This window comes from Rhodopseudomonas pentothenatexigens, assembly GCF_900218015.1.
Lineage (GTDB): Bacteria > Pseudomonadota > Alphaproteobacteria > Rhizobiales > Xanthobacteraceae > Rhodopseudomonas > Rhodopseudomonas pentothenatexigens.
Genome location: NZ_UFQQ01000006.1, coordinates 196,921 through 213,335, shown reverse-complemented (window position 1 = coordinate 213,335; position 16,415 = coordinate 196,921). Strand labels below are relative to the sequence as shown.

General features: G+C 67.6%; 14 protein-coding genes. 1 reads left to right on the top strand and 13 read right to left on the bottom strand.

Translation table 11 applies throughout. The features are described from left to right. Positions 1–2 precede the first annotated feature (2 nt). The 4 genes from DWA33_RS07430 to DWA33_RS07415 all read right to left on the bottom strand — a co-directional run bounded on the left by DWA33_RS07430 (position 3) and on the right by DWA33_RS07415 (position 5,527). Complete coding sequence (locus DWA33_RS07430) at positions 3–3,875, bottom strand: baseplate multidomain protein megatron (protein WP_114357455.1); 3,873 nt, start codon at positions 3,873–3,875, stop codon at positions 3–5. A 128-nt stretch (positions 3,876–4,003) separates the two neighbouring features. After that, positions 4,004–4,573 carry a cytochrome b gene (locus tag DWA33_RS07425; protein ID WP_114357454.1) on the bottom strand — a complete coding sequence of 190 codons (570 nt, stop codon included), beginning with the start codon at positions 4,571–4,573 and terminating at the stop codon, positions 4,004–4,006. A 27-nt stretch (positions 4,574–4,600) separates the two neighbouring features. Next, positions 4,601–5,053, bottom strand: a complete 453-nt coding sequence (locus DWA33_RS07420; RefSeq protein ID WP_114357453.1) for a hypothetical protein — start codon at positions 5,051–5,053, stop codon at positions 4,601–4,603. Beyond that, complete coding sequence (locus DWA33_RS07415) at positions 5,054–5,527, bottom strand: MarR family winged helix-turn-helix transcriptional regulator (protein ID WP_114357452.1); 474 nt, start codon at positions 5,525–5,527, stop codon at positions 5,054–5,056. It abuts the gene before it with no gap. Positions 5,528–5,682: 155 nt separating this feature from the next. Here DWA33_RS07415 and DWA33_RS07410 point away from each other — a divergent pair, with 155 nt between their 5' ends. Then, a complete protein-coding gene (locus tag DWA33_RS07410; RefSeq protein ID WP_114357451.1) occupies positions 5,683–6,150 on the top strand; it encodes a hypothetical protein in 468 nt (155 codons plus the stop codon). A 262-nt stretch (positions 6,151–6,412) separates the two neighbouring features. On the opposite strand, the gene DWA33_RS07405 is transcribed toward DWA33_RS07410, so the two are convergent. The 9 genes from DWA33_RS07405 to DWA33_RS07365 all read right to left on the bottom strand — a co-directional run bounded on the left by DWA33_RS07405 (position 6,413) and on the right by DWA33_RS07365 (position 16,408). Continuing rightward, positions 6,413–6,838, bottom strand: coding sequence for a GFA family protein (locus DWA33_RS07405; protein WP_107357462.1), 426 nt, complete (start codon positions 6,836–6,838; stop codon positions 6,413–6,415). Positions 6,839–6,904: 66 nt separating this feature from the next. Next, positions 6,905–7,357 (bottom strand): NlpC/P60 family protein, encoded by a 453-nt coding sequence (locus DWA33_RS07400; protein WP_114357450.1) that lies wholly within the window; start codon positions 7,355–7,357, stop codon positions 6,905–6,907. Between the two features lie 42 nt (positions 7,358–7,399). Continuing rightward, positions 7,400–8,311: a DUF2163 domain-containing protein gene (locus DWA33_RS07395; protein WP_114357449.1), complete on the bottom strand. Its 912-nt coding sequence runs from the start codon at positions 8,309–8,311 to the stop codon at positions 7,400–7,402. Between the two features lie 77 nt (positions 8,312–8,388). After that, positions 8,389–9,234 (bottom strand): helix-turn-helix transcriptional regulator, encoded by an 846-nt coding sequence (locus DWA33_RS07390; protein WP_244601218.1) that lies wholly within the window; start codon positions 9,232–9,234, stop codon positions 8,389–8,391. A 25-nt stretch (positions 9,235–9,259) separates the two neighbouring features. Beyond that, positions 9,260–10,015 (bottom strand): helix-turn-helix transcriptional regulator, encoded by a 756-nt coding sequence (locus DWA33_RS07385; protein WP_114357447.1) that lies wholly within the window; start codon positions 10,013–10,015, stop codon positions 9,260–9,262. 138 nt (positions 10,016–10,153) lie between these two features. Further along, the gene (locus tag DWA33_RS07380; protein ID WP_114357446.1) at positions 10,154–10,714 is read right to left on the bottom strand and encodes a flagellar biosynthesis repressor FlbT; all 561 of its coding nucleotides are present in this window, start codon (positions 10,712–10,714) and stop codon (positions 10,154–10,156) included. Positions 10,715–10,777: 63 nt separating this feature from the next. After that, complete coding sequence (locus DWA33_RS07375; protein ID WP_114357445.1) at positions 10,778–13,453, bottom strand: DUF1522 domain-containing protein; 2,676 nt, start codon at positions 13,451–13,453, stop codon at positions 10,778–10,780. Between the two features lie 535 nt (positions 13,454–13,988). After that, positions 13,989–15,596: a Fic family protein gene (locus DWA33_RS07370; protein ID WP_114357444.1), complete on the bottom strand. Its 1,608-nt coding sequence runs from the start codon at positions 15,594–15,596 to the stop codon at positions 13,989–13,991. A 173-nt stretch (positions 15,597–15,769) separates the two neighbouring features. Beyond that, entirely contained in the window at positions 15,770–16,408 is a 639-nt protein-coding gene (locus DWA33_RS07365; RefSeq protein WP_114357443.1) for a TIGR02217 family protein, read from the bottom strand. Positions 16,409–16,415 lie beyond the last annotated feature (7 nt).

Genomic DNA, 16,415 nt, shown 5'->3' with positions numbered 1-16,415 from the left:
TCCTACAGCGCGAAAGTGGCGGTCGCGGCGAAGCCCGGCCCGACGGTGGCGGAAAGCTGGGCGACGCGGACGGTGAGCGAAGTCTGCGGCGCGCCGAAATCGGCGAGCTCGTCGGCGGCGGCGTACAGCGTCTGCGGCAGCGCGGTCTGCATCGTCCGTACCACCGCGCCGCCGGCGCCGAGGATGTCGAGCGCGTAGGCTTCGCCGTCCTCGCCGAGCGGCACCTCGACGCCCCAGCCGTCGCCGTCGATCCGGGTGCGGCGAATCCAGCCGAGCTGAATGCCGCCGGCGGTGCGGCGCGCGGAAAGATGCACCGGCGCCAGCGGCCGCAGCGCGGTCGGCCCCGGCGTCACGGTCAGCTCGACCGCGCTCGGATCGTCATGGCTGCGCCCGCTTGCGACGACGCGCAGCCGCAGGCTGCGGCCGAGCGCCGACAGCCCGCGTGCGATCGGCACCAGATGGTGATCGAGCAGCACGAACCGCGCGCCTTCCGGCACATGATCGCGCATCGCGCCGTCGCTGCCGGCCTGGCCGCGCAGCAGATGCGCCAAGCGATAAATGTTGCCGTCGATCAGTTCGGCGCTCGCGAATTGCAGGATCTCCCAGCCGCCGTCCGGGGTCTGCACCGCCGCGGCGTTGCCGCCGGCCAGCACCCGCAGCTCCGACAGCGACGCCAGCGCGCCGCCGCCGATCCGCACCCGAAACGTCGTGGCGCGGTCCCACCGCGCCAGCGGCCCGCGCGGCAGCGGATCGAGCGTGGTGCCGATGATGGTGCGCGCCGGCGCGCTGGTCAGCGGCTGATAGCTGGCGCCGTCGGCCGACGCGTAGATCGTCTCCGCCACCGGCCACGGATTGGCGAACACCGCGAGCCTGGTCAGCACGTCCGGCGCCGCGGCATCGATCACCGGCAGGTCGAGCGCAATCACTTCGGCCGGGCCGAGTGCCGGCGGGATCGTCGCCGCGGCCGGCCGCGGCATCCGCTGCGGCAGCGCGAACACGTCGGGATCGATGCTGCGCGCCGTGATCTGCCGCGTAGTGGTGTCGACCACCTCGTCGATCTCGACCAGCCGCCGCCGGCCGGCGAGCGTCAGCGCCACCACGTCGCCGGGCGCCAGCCGCAGATGCCGCAAGCCCAGCGCGAAGCTGGCGCGCTCGCGGCCGGCCCACAGATCCTGCAGCACGATCTCGGCGCGCCGGGTCGCCGCGGCGTCGCTGGTGACGACCGCGAGATCGGCCTTCACCATCCGCGCCGCGCCGCCGACCAGCCGGCGCGAGCTAGCGGCGGCGCGGCGGTAGTCGGCCAGCGCGTCGCTGTAGGCGATCGCGGTTTCGCGCGGCAGCTCGGTCTCCTGCGCCCGCGTCAGCCGCCACGGCGCGCCCTTGTCGGGCAGCACCAGATCGTCGTCGTTCAGTTCGATCACCGGCGCGCCGCCGCGCTGCACGAAGCGCAGCACGCCGCCGGCCGCCTCCGCCTCGAAGCTGTAGGCCAGCGCCAACGGCTCGATCATCGCCCGCGGTGCCATCGGCCGGTCGACCACATAGCCGTCGCAGCCTTCGCGCAGATCGCTGCTGTCGACGCCACTGACACCGGCGTCAGTGAGCAGCGCGGCAATCAGCGCATCGAGCGGCGCACCGCCGAGCCGGCCGGTCAACCAGTGACCGCTGGTCCAGTTCGGCGCATCGCTCCACACATCCTCAGCGGCGGGAAACACCGGATAGGGCCGCGCGTCCCAGGTCCACAAGTGAATCGCCGACAGATCGATCATCGCACCGCCATACAGCGGCGAAACCGGATTGCGCGCCTCGGCGCTGAACGCGGCAATCAGACATTCGAGGTAGCGGCGCTGGATCAGATCGTCGCGCTCGCCGCTGGAGAAATACGGCGCGAAGTTCTCGCTCGATTTCGGATCGGGGAACACGCTCGGCTGATTGGCGCCCTTGTCGACCGCCGGGCAGCCGACCTCGGTCAGCCATACCGGCTTGCTCATCGGCACCCAGCCGGTCGGCGAGGCCAGCTCGGCGCCGCCGACCCGTTCGTGATGCGGCTGCGACCAGAAGCTGCGGATGTCCTTGACACGGTGGATCCACGGCTTGCCGAGCCCGTCGGTGATCGGCACCCGCGCTTGGGCTGCGCGGGCCGCCGCGTCCGGGTAGTACCAGTCGTAGCCCTCCCCGGCCTCGACGTTGCCGGCAAGGTAGGCGCGGTCGTAGCTGGTGGCGGCGAGCGCCGAGTCCAGATGGCCGGCGTCGTCGCGCCAGTCGGCGAGCGGCGCGTAGTAATCGATCCCGATCGCACCGATCGCGGGCGAGGCCCACAGCGGATCGAGCGGAAACCGGATCTCGGAGCCGTCCGGCGTCACCACGTCGGCGCCGTATTCGGTCCAGTCGGCCCCATAAGTCACCAGTGTGCCGCTGCCGACGATCGCCTTGACGTCGGCGGCGAGCGCGACGAGCTGCTGAACCGCCGGGTACACGCCGGGCGCGGAGCGCACGCGCGTCAGCGAGCGCAGCTCCGAGCCGATCAGGAACGCATCGACGCCGCCGGCATGGGCGCAGAGCTGCGCGTAGTGCAGGATCATGCGGCGATAGTTCCAGGCACCGCCGGCGAAGAACTGCGCCACCTGGGCGGCGGCCGTCGCCGTCCCCTGCGGTGAGCCCGGCACGCCGGGCGCCGGATCGCAACTGATGCGGCCGCGCCAGGGATAAGGCGGCTGCGGCGCCGCGCCGGTCCAGGGATTGGGCAGGCCATTTCCGGCCGGCACGTCCATCACCACGAACGGATAGAACGTGATCTTCAACCCGCGTGCTTTCAGTTCGCCGATCAGATGAACCACGCTGTCGTCGGACGGCGTGCCGCCATAGGCGGGGCGGCCCTCGACCTGCGAGATCAGACGCGCGCTGGCGCGCGTCGCGCCGGCCACCGACCAGGAGCCATGATCGAGCCTCTTGTCGCGGCGCTCGACGCCGGGCTCGACGGTGCAGGCCTGCGCCCGCAAGTCAGTGCCGAACCACGCCACTACCAGCGCGACGCGCTGCAGCCCGGGACAGACGCCCTGCAGATCGTCGAGCGAGGCGAGCACATCGGACGGCGCGTAGGCGACATGGCGGTTCTCCGGCGCCGCGCTGCCGGCGCCGAGCACCTGCACCCGCGTCGCCGGCTCATAGCCGAATTCGGTGGTGCCGGGGATCAGCGTCACCGCGCGCGTAATCTGTTCGAGCCGGCCGATCGGCCGCACGATCTCGAACGACAATTGCGGAATCCGGTTGCCGAAATCGGCCAGCGGCAGCCGCTCGAACACGACGTAAGCCAGCCCGCGATAGGCCGGCGTATGGCCGGCGCCCTGCTTGGCGACGATCAGCCCGTCCGGCGCCTGATCCTCGGTGCCGCGATGGACGCGAATGGTGAGGCCCGACAGATCGAGCGGCTTGCCGTCCGCCCAGATCCGCGCCACCCGGCCGATCGGTCCCTCGCACAGCCCGACCGCGAAATTGCCGAAGTAACTGTAGGTCGTGGTGGTGGTCGTGGTCTGCCCGCCCCCGCCGCCACCGAAGCCCTTGCCGCCGCCTCCGCCGCCGGTGGTGCTCTGCTCGACGCTGATCACCTCCTCGAGCGCGGTCGCCCAGATCACCTGACCGGCGAGCCGGGCACGGCCATAAACCCGCGGGACCGGCGCGCCTTCGGTCGAGGCCATCACGTCGAGATCGGCGAGCCGCGGCCCCTCGACCGCACGCGACGTATCGCTGCTGCCGCCGAACAGCGACTGATCGAGCGCATTGCCGATCAGTGCGCCGGCGATCCGCCCGGCGATCGCGCCGACAGGACCGAACAGCGCACCGGCCGCAGCGCCGGCGACGGAGAGAACGAGAGCTGCCATGGGATCGACTTCGCTCGAGAGAACGCGCGCCGCTGCGCGCTCGCGCCGACACCGCGCGAACGCTTCCAGGATTCAGCCGGATCGCAGATGGAGAGTGACGCCGGTGGTGGATTACGAGAGGACGGCGGTCACACCGCGCGGTCGGCCGCGTCCTGCGATGTCGGACTGCGGCCGAACCACATCCGGCCGAACACCCGGTCGCCGCGGAGGTGGTGATACAGCGCCGCCGCGACATGCGCGATCAAGAGCACGATCAGCAGCCGGGCGCCGAAGCCGTGCGGGATGCGCGGCCGGTAGCGCCAGTACTCCGGCAGCGACGTGGCGTCGTGCGAGAAGATCGCCGGCAGCGCTCCGCTCGCCAGCATCATGCCGGTGCCGCTCGCGACCATGCCGAACACCACCACGTAGAACAACAGGTGCACGATACGCGCGATGACCTGCTGCGCGGACGGCGCCCCGGCGATCGGCTCCGGCTTATCGTCGATGCCGAGCCACCACACCACGCGGACGACGGTGAGAACCAGCACCAGAATCGCCGCCGGCAGATGAACTCGTAGAAGCGCCGCCTCGGTCGCAACGTCCTCGGCCGCCGCGGCGCGGAAGCCGGTCAGCAGCGCGATCAGGATCAGGACGGCGGTGAGCCAATGGATCGTCACCGCCACCGTGCCGTATTGGTCGGATGAACTGTTGAGAGCCATCGCCGTCGTTCCGATCGCGGAAGAATCTCAGTGCGTCGCGGCCGACAGGCCGAACCGCCGCGTCAGCCGGAAGCCGTCGCGGATGCTCAGCCCGATCAGCGTCATGTTGATCGCACCGGCGATCAGCTCCACCGCCTGCACCACCGTGAAGATCTGGTCGAACTGACCGGCGGCGGCGCGCTGCTGCAGCACAACCGCGCACGGCACCAGCACGGCGATGCCGTTGAGCGCGATGAACGGCATCCGCCAGCGCTTGGCGGCGACGACCGGATGCGGGGATTGGCCGCCGAGCTTGAAGCCGCTGGCCCCCGCAATAGCGATCGCCGGGATCAGCACCGCGAGGCCCCACAGGATGCGGAGCTTCACGGCGGCGATCGCGGCCTCGTCGCCGCCGAGCTCGACCACCACGGTCGAGGTCCAGAACAGGAGGATGGTGAGAAACGCGATGATGCCGGCGATCGGGTGGAGCTTCTTGATCATTTACGAACTCCTGTCGCTGAGTTGGCTGTCGAGCCGATCGCGGAGCGCGATCAGCGCATCCCTGGTCTTGCGGAGCTGACGCGGATCGGCGCCGGCGATCATGGCGTCGGCGACCGGCAGCCACAGTTCGCTGGCCTGCGCGAACACCCGCTCGCCGCGCGGCGTCAGCACCACCAGCTTGGCCCGCTTGTGTGCCGGGTTCGGCGCGAAGCCGACCAGCCCGGCCTCCGCCAGTTCGTCGACGATCCGCTGCACCGATTGCCGCGCCAGCCCCATGTTGTCGGCGAGCCTTGCTACCGAGAACGTGCCGCGGCCGTGGGCGACCGAACCGAGCACCTGCCAGCGCGCGCTGGTCAGCCCAAGCGGCTTCACCAGCGCGTCGCCGAACCTGATCAGCGCGCCGTTGAGCCGGAAAACTTCCAGCACCAGGGCGTTGGCGGGGTGGTCGAACGGGGCGTCGGCTGCATCGATCATGACAGCATTCTGTCATTTCGACAGCTTGCTGTCAATATGCCGAACCGCCCCCTGCTCGGCCGGACGCGACGGAAGTTCAATGCCGGCGGCGTTGACGGGGTGCGCGGCATTTGCATCGTACCCGGCTTGGGCGAGGCGGCCGGCAGGATCAGGCGATGGACTTTCTAGCGAGCGTGGCGGTTGCGATCGTCGCTTATGTGGCCGTGTACTTCATCGGCAAGCCGGTGGTGGCGTTGCAGGCCAAGCGGATCGAAGTGCTCGACATCGCCGAGCGCTACTCCGGGGTCGACGCCGGCGCCCCCGAGGCCACCCGCGACGCCGCCGTCAAGGCACTGTTCGAAGCCGGCACCGCGCTGCGTGCCTATCAGCGCGGCTGGTCGACCGCGGTGCGGCTGTGGTGCTGGCTGTGGGGCTACGATCTCGATCTCGCCGCGCAGGCGCTGTACGGCCTCGCCGAAGGCCCGCGCGCCAAGATGGTGATCCCGCCGGAGGCTCGCCGCAACACGCTGAATGCGCTGTACGTCGCGCTCGGCGCCGCGCGGCACCTGCCGCCCGAAACCGTCGACGCCATCAAACGGATGATCGCCGAGACCAAGGCTGCCAACGCCAAGGCGCACGCCTGAACTTGATCATCCAGGCGATTAGTTCGCTTGGTCGATTGATCGAAGCGGAATTGCCGATTGTCGAGGGCACTGAGTCCTCGTCCTGAGGAGCCCGGCAAAGCCGGGCGTCTCGAAGGATGAGGCCACGCGTGACTCGCGGCGCATGGTTCGAGACGGCGCTTCGCGCCTCCTCACCATGAGGCTTTGCCTGTTGCGAGCACACGCGAAGTGCGGTCACAGGCCAACCAGGGACAAACGCAGCCATCTTTCGAGGCGCGTACCGTCACTCCGACGCGATGAAGCGCAGCGTGCCGGCGCGGCGGGTCGGCTGGCCGGTATCGTTGGTGTGATTGACGCCATCCATCACCGGCACTTCGGTGAAGTCGAACGGGCTGACGCCGTCCAGGCAGGCGACGTTGACGGCGTAAAGGTTCGTATTGGATCGTCGCTGATGGTGGGTGTAGATGCCGCAGCGTGAGCAGAAGAAGTGCTGCGCCGTGCCGGTGTGGAAGCGATAGGTCGTCAGCACGTCTTCGCCCTGCAGGATCTTGATCCCGCCCATCTCCGCCATCGCCACCACCGCACCGCGCATCCGGCAATACGAACAGGTGCAGCGCCGGATCGAGTCGAAGCCGTCGCTCAGCGTCACCTCGAACCGTACCGCGCCGCAGTGGCATCCGCCGGTCCGCACGTTGCTGTCGTGATCCATCCTGCGTGCCTCCGGTCGATCAGCGCGACGAGTCTGCCGGACCTTGACCAGACGGTTCGGGCGTCGTCAACGCAGCGGATCTGCAACGCCGGGAAACGTGAACGCATAGGCGAGCCGGCGCCGCCACCACGGCGTGATCACCACCTCGCACACCGCCGCGCCGTCATGCGCGTGGATCATCGTCGTGGCCGAACTGGCGATTGCGGCGTGCTTGGCGATGCAGCCGTCGCGCCAGCGGAACAGCAGCACGTCGCCGCGATCGAACGCATCGCACGGCACCGGCGCCAGATGGCGCAGCGCCGCCGCCGCCAGCGTCTCGTCGCCGCCGGCTTCGGCCCAGTCCGGTGCGTAAGGCGGCGGCGCTTCCGGTTCGCCACCGAGACAGGCGCGCCACACCCCGCGCACCAGGCCGAGGCAATCGCAGCCGACGCCCTTCACCGACGCCTGGTGCCGATAGCGGGTGCCGATCCAGCTCCGCGCTTCGGCGACGATCGCGTCGCGACCCAATGGCTGATCCATCGCGCCCTCGCTTGATTGAATGATGATGACGTCGTGAGGCGATCACAGATCGCTGCGCAGCACCGGGCCGATCGGCTCGCCGCTGTTGCCGGGTGCGCCGGGCACCGGATAGCTGACGACGAAGTCGTTGCCGGGGATCTGCGGGAAACCGCGGAAATTGTCGCTGTTAGCAAAGCGGTCGCGGCAGGTCGCGAACAGCTTGTCGCAGCCGGCGGTGACGACGAAGCCGTCGCCGGGCGCGATCGGCTCGGCCGTCGCCTGCCACAGCGACAGCCGCACCTCGCCGCCGACGATGCGATGCTGCTTGATCTCGACGGCCGTGCCGGCATTGGCGCCGCTGCGCCAGCTCAGCCGGCCGGCGGTGAACAGCCCGGGCGCGAAGCCGCCGAGCCCGGACACGGTGATGTTCGACGTCCCCGGCGCCGCGACGACCGTCCCCTCGCCGCGCCACGTCGGGCTCGACAGCGCGACGCGGCAGCGGGCATCGCCGAGATCGGCATTGCAGCTCGCGGCGTAGAGCCGGCCGCTCTCCTGCGACAACAGATCGGCGAGCCCGCGCAGCTCCGCGGTGAACGCAGCGCCCTCGCGCCGCACCTCGCCGAGCGTGCCGCGCGCGGTCAGCACCCGCAGCTCGGGCGCACTCCAATCCACCAGCCAGCTCTCGATCGCCGCCGCGTCGAAGCGCCCGGCGGCGAGATCCGCCTCGCGCAGCAGATCGGCGTCGAGCGCGCCGGAAATCTCCGCGCCATCGACCGACAGATCGAACCGCTGCGACGCCTCCGACGCCGAAAACCCGGTGCCGGCGCGGCAGCTCACGCCCTCGACGACGAGATCGCGATCGTGATCGGTGAAGCCGAGCACGGCGCCGTCGCGCCGCCGCACGATCCAGCATTGCGCCAGCGTGGTGACGCCGCCGTCGAGCCTGGCCTGCAACGCATCCGGGATGCTGCGCATGGAATCGGCTCCCGCTGGAGAGATTCGTCGTTCGTGGCAGAGAGACGCTCGCGCGACTCCGGCGTCCGCTGCAAAGCTCAGCGCCGGGCCTTCGCGATGAATTCGGCGAGCCCTGAAACGCCGGACTTGGCGTAGATCCGCTTGATCTGAGAGCGGACGGTGCCGACCGCGACGCGGCGCGCGGTGGCGATCTCCGCCGGACGTCGTCCGCCGAGCAGCTCCGCCGCGACGTCTCGCTCCGCCGCCGTGAGAAGAACCGCGATGTCCGGCAGCAGCTCTGCGTTGTGCTCCAGGTTCTGCGGCCGGATCACCAGCAGCGCGGCCGCGGCCAACAGCTCCTGCTGATCGGGCGGAATCGCCGTCAGCTGCAGTTGAATGGAGAGCTGGTGCGGCCCGGAGATCGAAATCGCGCAATGCCGGTGCCGCGGGTCGCCCGCTTGCCGCCGGGTGATGCAGCCGATGCACGGCTGCAGGTCGTGGTCGATATCGGCGAGAGAACCCGAGGCCGGACACTCGGCGACCGCGGTCGACGTCGCACTTCGGCGAAGACGCGACAGCCGAACCGTCAGAAGCCTTTCGTCCGCCATCAAGGTCGCGGCGCCCGGCGAGATCCTGACGCAGCGGCCGTCGCCGTCCAGCATCACGGTGTGGACCGAGACGAAGTCGAGCGTTGTTGCGAGCGCGCGAACGACGTCCGCGTTCAGAGAACGTGCCGTCAAAGTCAGAACCGTTTTCGAGGTGCTCCGCTGTCGCGGAGATTGCCGGCAAGATGGTTCGGCCGGCGTGCTGGTGTCACGGAGGAGGCCGACATCTGCACCACTCGTGAGAGTGAAAATCAACTCCCGCTGCCTGCACGACAGCGTTGCAGGCCGACATTGCTGGCGGCGCCTCGCGCGTACGACAGCTCGCACGCCGATGCGCATTCGCTCGCGCCGGGCGCGAGCGAATTCACGCGCTGTGATCGAGCCGAGACTGCAACCCGAGAGCTTCGCTGTTGCGCATCGCGAACAGCGCAGCCTGAGTCCGGTTGGAGACGTTCAACTTCTGGATGATACCAGCCACTTGCGACTTGATCGTGAACACGCTCATGTCGCGTTCTTTGGCGATCTGTCGATTGCTCTTGCCGCTCGCGAGATAGGGCAGCAACTCCAGTTGCGACGGCGTCAGCTCGCTCAACACGTTCTGTTGCCGTGGTTCCTGCGGCATCGTCAGGGTCGGGGTCCGCCCCTGCGAAGCCGCCAGCGCATCGACGATCGCACCGCGGACAGCGCCGATCATCGCGGCTTCGGCCTGCGCCGCAGCAGCAGCGCCCTGCCCGACCATCAGCGCCGACAATTCCCTGCGCCCGCCGAGCATCACCGACAGATCGATGTGCAACACCACGATCGCCCCGGGATCGTCCTCGCACGGCGTCGCCACGATCAGGAAATGTTTGCGGCCAGCGGCTTCCTCGCGCCAGCTCACGGTCGAGAAGAAATCGATGCTGTTCTCGGCGAGGCTCTTGAAGCCGCGCAGCAGCTCCAGCGAATGCCGGTCGGGGCGGATGCAGGCGTCGAAATAGCTTTGGCCGACCTTGCTTTTCGCCTTCGGCGAAGCGGGCGTCTCCGGCTCGTCGCTGGTTTCGAGGATCTTGCCGTCGCGATCGATCACGAGGGCGCTGATGCCGACGCCCTTGATGATTCGCGATAGGCTGGAGCTCAGCATGACCGGTAAGTGTCTGGAATGAATTGCTCAATCGCCTTGCGGCAGAATTCGCGGCAGCTCTGCGACCTCGTAATTCTACGGGACCCTAGATCGGGCCTCGGAGAGTCGTCATCCCCAATTTTGGCGATGCCTCGCCGCCTAACCGGACTGGCTGCGTGCATGGCCCGCAAGATATCTCCGGCGATCGCGAACGAATTCGACCGACGGCGGCGCCGCACGGTCGCCCTGCCCGATCGCGGCCGGTTCGGACGCCTGCGACGACCATCCCTCGTCGGTCTGGTCGAGCAGATCGCGGTACGCCTTCAGCGCCGCATACAGCCTCTGGTCGGTGATCGCCTTGTTGGCTTTTTCCACGGCTTCAGCGGCCGCGGGCATCTCCTGCAGAAGGCGCTCCACCGCCTGGTGGTAGCCTTCGAGGGTCGCTCCGTCACGGCGCAGATAGAGTTTCTGTAAGCGCAGATACACCTGCCGCAGGCTGGTGTCGGCGTGGTCCTCGAGAATCGTGTTGGCCTGGCGCAGCACCGGCGCAGTGCCTTCGATCGAGAACGTCGACGATTCCGTCCATCCGTTGATCAGCGTCAGACCGCCGATCTCGATCCGCTCGAACGGCTTCAGGGTGATCTTCAATCCCGACGATGCCTTGCGCGATCCTCGCGGCGTCCTGGCGGCGCCCGTCGGTGTGGTCTCGCTCGGCGGCATCTGTCGTCTCCTCATTTCAGGTAATCGGGCCGGCGGCGGATGCCGCCGGCCCGATCGGTGTCGTTAACGCAGCAACTGCAGAACGCCCTGCTGCGACTGGTTGGCCAGCGACAGCGCGGACACCGCGATCGACTGGCGGGTCGACAGCGCCTGGCTGTTCGCCGCTTCCTCGTTGGTGTCGGCCAGCGTCAGGTTCGCCGAGCCGGTCTGCAGCACGTTGATCAGGCTCTTCGAGAAGTCCTGACGCGCCTGCACCACCGACAGGTTCGAACCGAACGCGGAGGCCTGCGACCGCAGCGTGGTCGAAGCGGCGCTCAGCTTGGTCAGCACCGCGTTGGTCGCGTTGTTGTCGATGAAGTCGGTGCCCGACGACAGGTCCGACAGACCGAGGCCGGTCGGATCGAACGTGACGCCCTGGATCGAGATCGTCGACTTGCCGGTTTCGTTGAACACCAGCTTCAGGGTGTCGCCGTTCAGCAGGTTGACGCCGTTGAACGACGCGTCCTGAGCCGTGGTCTTGATCTGGTTCAGGATGTCGTTGAACTGCTTGACCAGACCCGCACGGGTGTTCTGGGCATTGACGTCCGCCACCGGCGCCTGCGGCGTCGAGAAGGTCAGAGTCGTCAGCGCAGTGCCACCGAGCACGCCACCTTCGCTGCCGCCCATCGAGTGGGAGGCGAAGTCGTTGGAGGTCGAGATCGTCAGCTTGCCCGTGGCGTTGTCGATCGACGCCGACATGTTGTTGGCGGCCAGCGCGACGTTGAGCTGGGCCAGCGACTTGACGGTGCCGTTGGTGCCGTCACCGAACGTGACGTTGACGCCCGCACCGCCGTTGAACGAGGTGAAGGTCAGAGACTTGCCGTTCAGGCTGCCGGCGCTCGCACCGCGGGTCGCGGAGAACGAGCTGTCGGTGCCGCTCGGGCCGGTCAGGCCGAGCGCCGCCATGGCATTGCCGGTACCGGTGATGCTGAGGTCGGACTGCAGACCGGTCGAGAGCTTCAGCATGCCGCTGGTGATCGACGAGTTGGCTGTACCGCTCGCGGTGGAGATCACCGCACCGGCGTTGCCGAGCGTCGCCTTGCGCACACCGGTGGCGAGATCGACCGCCTTCAGCACGTCGTCGAGGGTGCCCTTCTGCAGGTACACAGTCGAGTTGCCGTTGCCGTCGGTTTCGACGTTGCCGGAGATACCGGTGTGCGACGCGGAGGCCGTCGGCACCGCGGCGTTCTTGAACGTGATGGTCTTGCCGTTCACGTTCAGGGTCGAGCCGTCCGCGATCAGCGTCCCCAGCGTGGTGCCGTCGGTGGTGCGCTGCTTGGTCAGGGTCAGCGGGCCGGAGCCGGTCGCAGTGGTCAGGCCGAGGTTCTTGAGCAGATCGGTCGGACCGGTCAGATTGAGGTCGGCACCCGACGAGCTGTTGATGGTGACGATGCCGGCAGCGACAGACGACGGGGTCTGGCCGGCGCTGGTCGAGATCGTCGCCACGCCATTCGAGATCGAAGCCGACTTGACGCCGTTGGCGAGATCGATCGCGGTCAGAACGTCACCCACGGTCGCGTTGGTGAAGTTGCTCTGGTTGCCGAGATAGATCGTCGAGTTGCCGTTGCCGTCGGTCCCGATCCGGCCGAGAACGCCGGTGCCGCTGGCGATGTTGTTGCCCTGCGGCGCATCCGAGGTCTTGAACGTGATGGTCTTGCCGTTCACCGACAGCGTGGTGCCGTCAGCGATCGCTGTCGAGGATAGGCCGCCGTGGCTGTTGAACAACTGGGTCGAGGCCGAGATGTTGGCCGATGCCGTCGCAGCAGCCGTATCGACCTTGAACTCGGTCGAGCCGCCCAGCCCGAGCTTGGCCAGCACCGCGCCGCCGGCGTTGTCGCTGATCGTCAGCGGGCTGTTGGTGCCCGAGTGCAGCTCCAGCTTGCCGCCGGTGACGGTCGACGCGTTGGTCGTATTGTTGTTCATCGCGTCGATGGTCTTGGTCAGGGCCGTCAGGTCCTGATCGAGGCCGATCGTGTAGTTGCCTTCGGAGTCCGCCTTCGCCGCACCGGCGGTGGTGAAGGTGATGGTCTTGCCGTTGACGGTGATCGCGTCACCGGCGGCCGGACCGGTCGCAGTCGCGGTCAGACCATTGGTCAGATCGCTGATCTTGCTGGTGCCGGTGGCGGCGCCGCTGGCGGTGCCCACGGTCAGCGCGCTACCGAGCGCGGTGTTGTCGGCGGCGCCGAGGGCGGTGACGGCGGTCGCAGCCGCAATGCTGACGGCGACACCGCCCAGCAGATCGCTGCCGGAGGCGGTGGTGGCACCGCCCGCAGAGCCGTCGAACACCACGTTGCTGCTGGCAACGGCGTTGCTGAAGCTCTGGGTGCCGCGCAGGTCGTCGGCGGTGGCGCCGGAGATGGTCGCCGAGACGTTCGACTTGGTGGCGTAGCCGGCCACGGTCTGCAGCGCCTGGTTGGCGATCGACTTGGCGCTGTCCACCAGCTTGTTCAGCGAGGTGATGCCGGTGTTGGCGGCCTGCAGGATCTGCACGCCGTTGCCGATGCCGTCGAGCAGGTTGTTGATGTCGCTGGCGCGGCTGTCGAGCGAAGCGGCGGTGAAGAAGTTGGTCGGATTGTCGAGCGCCGTGTTCACCTTCTTGCCGGACGAGAGGCGGCTCTGGGTGGTGGCGAGCAAGTCGGCCGTGGCCTGAAGCGACGAGAGATTCTGGCGGACGGCGTTCGAAAGAACGATACCTGACATGGACGTTTGCCTTTCTGGGCAATGGCGTGTCGTTGCGCCGAACTTTTCTGTCGGCTCGCCATTTTCGATTTCGCCGCGCAAAGGATCGTTGAACCGGCATTCGTCCGATCGGACGTCGCCCTCACCCATTCGGACGTCCGAAAAGCAAGGAATGCTTCACGCCCGACGCGGCCGGCCCGGATCAACGCTTCATCGCCGTGCGGACGCGAACGCGGCGGCAGTCGGCCAGCACCGCTCCGCATCAGTTGCTCCGTCACGCGTCGCCGCAGCACCGCGATCGCAGGCGGCCCGGCAATGAATCATCGATAGGCTGATCGAAGGCGCTACAGGTCGATCTGCAGCCGAACCGGCGCTGCGCGACGTACGGCCTGGGAAGATTCGGATCTCATCCCCTGATCTCGACCGGTGGGATTTTCGGGGTCGCGCCGGCGGATGCCGGAAGACGGGGACGTCGGATCGCGATCCGCACCAAACGGTCTGGCGGCTTGTCGACTAGCCGTGCAGCGTCGCAGCCGCCGGCGACCGCAACTGCAGTTCACTCACCGGTGCCGAAGCAGCGACGATACATCTCTTCGACGTGCGTGACTTCATTCGCCGTCAGCTCGGAAAACTCACTTTCCCTCGCCCGCTTTGAAAGCGCACCGTTGTTCTGCCTGAGAAATCCGAACAGGCTGTTGAACGTGCGCTCCGGCATGTCGACGATCGTTTCGACTTCAGCCCGGAACGCGTCGAAGCTGCGAAGGAAGTTCGCTTCGTTCGGCAGGTCGTGCTCGATGGTCTGCCGCACGCATTCATACAGAAACTCCGCGTGCGGGGTCGCGTCGAAGAAGCGGTAGAAATCGGCGGTGTCGTTCAGAACCTCGACATTGTGGTTCGGTGTTGCTCGCCATTGAACGCATGGCAAGAGCCTTGTGGAATAGCTTTCCAGCACACCCTTGTATGCGCTGATCCGGTCGAGAATTGCGGCCGACACCGGGAAATGCACCCCTGCCGGATTGAAGCCACGCCGTGCGAGGACATGATGGATCAGGTATCGGTGGATGCGCCCGTTGCCGTCCTGGAATGGATGGATGTAGATGAACCCGAAGGCGAGCACCGCCGCTGCGATAATCGGGTCGAGCCCGTTCTCCGCGACATGATCGAACGCGATCAAGCCTGCCATCAGGCGGGCAATGTCCTGGTGCCTCGCGCTGACATGGTCGGGGACAGGCTGCTGCGTGTCGCGGTCGTGCACACCGACGAAGCCACCCTCCCGCCGGAAACCGAGCTTCACGAAGCGCTCGTCACCGATGACGATGGCTTGAAGGCGTAAGAACTCCTGCTCGTCGAGCGGCACGCGCCCCGCCTCGCCGATCGCGCGTCCCCATCTTTGAATGCGATCCTGGGGCGCCCGTTCGCCTTCGATGATGTGGCTGGACTTTGAATCCTTCAGCAGCAGAAAGGCAGCGGTGCGCACCAGCAGATCCTTCGGGACTTCGCTGACCGCGGCGCGCGCCCGCTCCTTCCAGTCCTGCGCCATGAACTCGTCGAGTGCGAGTGACCTGAACACGAGCGGACAGAACTCCGGCGTGCCGGGCAGATTGTTTCGGACGCGATGCCGCGTCGAATTCCGGATCGCGCCTCCGAACTGAATGTCGGTATCCACGGCGTCCACGTAGGAGACCTTGTCGGCCGCGGGCAGCTCGAGCTTGCGGCCGAGCAGCCATTCGTAGAGGAACCAGACGCGGCGTGCGTAAATGCCGGTCGGCCTGCGCCGGACAAGCTCCTCGATGTCGTGTTCGTCGACCGCCAGGAAAAGCCGCTTCAGGACGGCAAGGTCGAGCCCTTCGTATTTAAGGGCAAAGGTCAGATGTCCCTCGAGCGACGCTTCGGGAGCATGGCGCGGCGTGTAGAGACGCCAGCCGTCCCGGTCGATGATGCGATGCTTGGTGCCGATGGCCGAGAGCCGCCGAGGGAAGGACACCGGCAGCTTGTAGGCGTCGATGAGCGCAGCGTAACCGGCCGGTGCGGCTGGATCCGGCAGCCGCCGGTCGTGAAACAAACTCACCGGACCTGAAAATTGCGCGCTCAGTTGAAATTCTCCGAAAAACCTCCCCGTTCTTTGAATTTTACTCACGTTTGGACGAGATGTCTGAAAATTCATGACATCTCGTGAAAATAACTTACTCAGCGGCGTCTTTCATGAAAAAACTTCACGCGGACTCTGGCCGCCGCCCCCGATCTTCGGCGGGGGTCTGTTTTCCCCTCTCCGATCGGCAGCAGCATCCGCATCCGGGAGTTGTGCCGCTGATGCGGGAGCCGAAGTCAGCCGCTCCCCTACCCCCGGATTTCGACCAGCGGGATCTTCGGAATCGCGCCGGCGGCGAACGCCGAGAGATCGACTTCGAGGTAATCGGTGTCGAACCGCACCGGCACGTCGAACTGAAAGCCGGCGGTCACCGCGGAGCCGGCGGGTGGCAGATGCCCGGGCGCGAAGCTGACGATTCCGGTAGTGGGATCGCAGGTGAACGCGGCGGCCGCGGCCTCGACGCCGCCGACCGCAACGCGGACGCTGCCGGCGACCGGCTTGGTGATGGTGCGCACATAGGGCGCAAAGCCCACACCGTAGGTCTTGACGAGCTGATAGCTGGCGCGCGAGCCGTCACCGATGCCGATGCCCTGGTCGAGCGGCGACACCGGCGCGCCGGGTGCGGCCGAGCTGCAATCCAGCCGGTCGCGCCAGCGGAAGCCGGTGAGCGGACCGCGGCGTTCTTCGAAAAACGCCACCACCTGCTGCAGTGCCTCGAAGCTCTTGACGCCGTAGCCGGCGTCGTAGCGCCGCCGCGAGTCCGCCCAGCGCGCGTTGCGCTGCTCGCGGCCCGAGCCGAAGCCGACGATCTCGGTGCGCCGCTCCGGCCCGCAGGCGCTCTTCAGCGCGACGTCGAGCGGAAACAGCACCTCGTGAAATGCGGTCATGACTGCG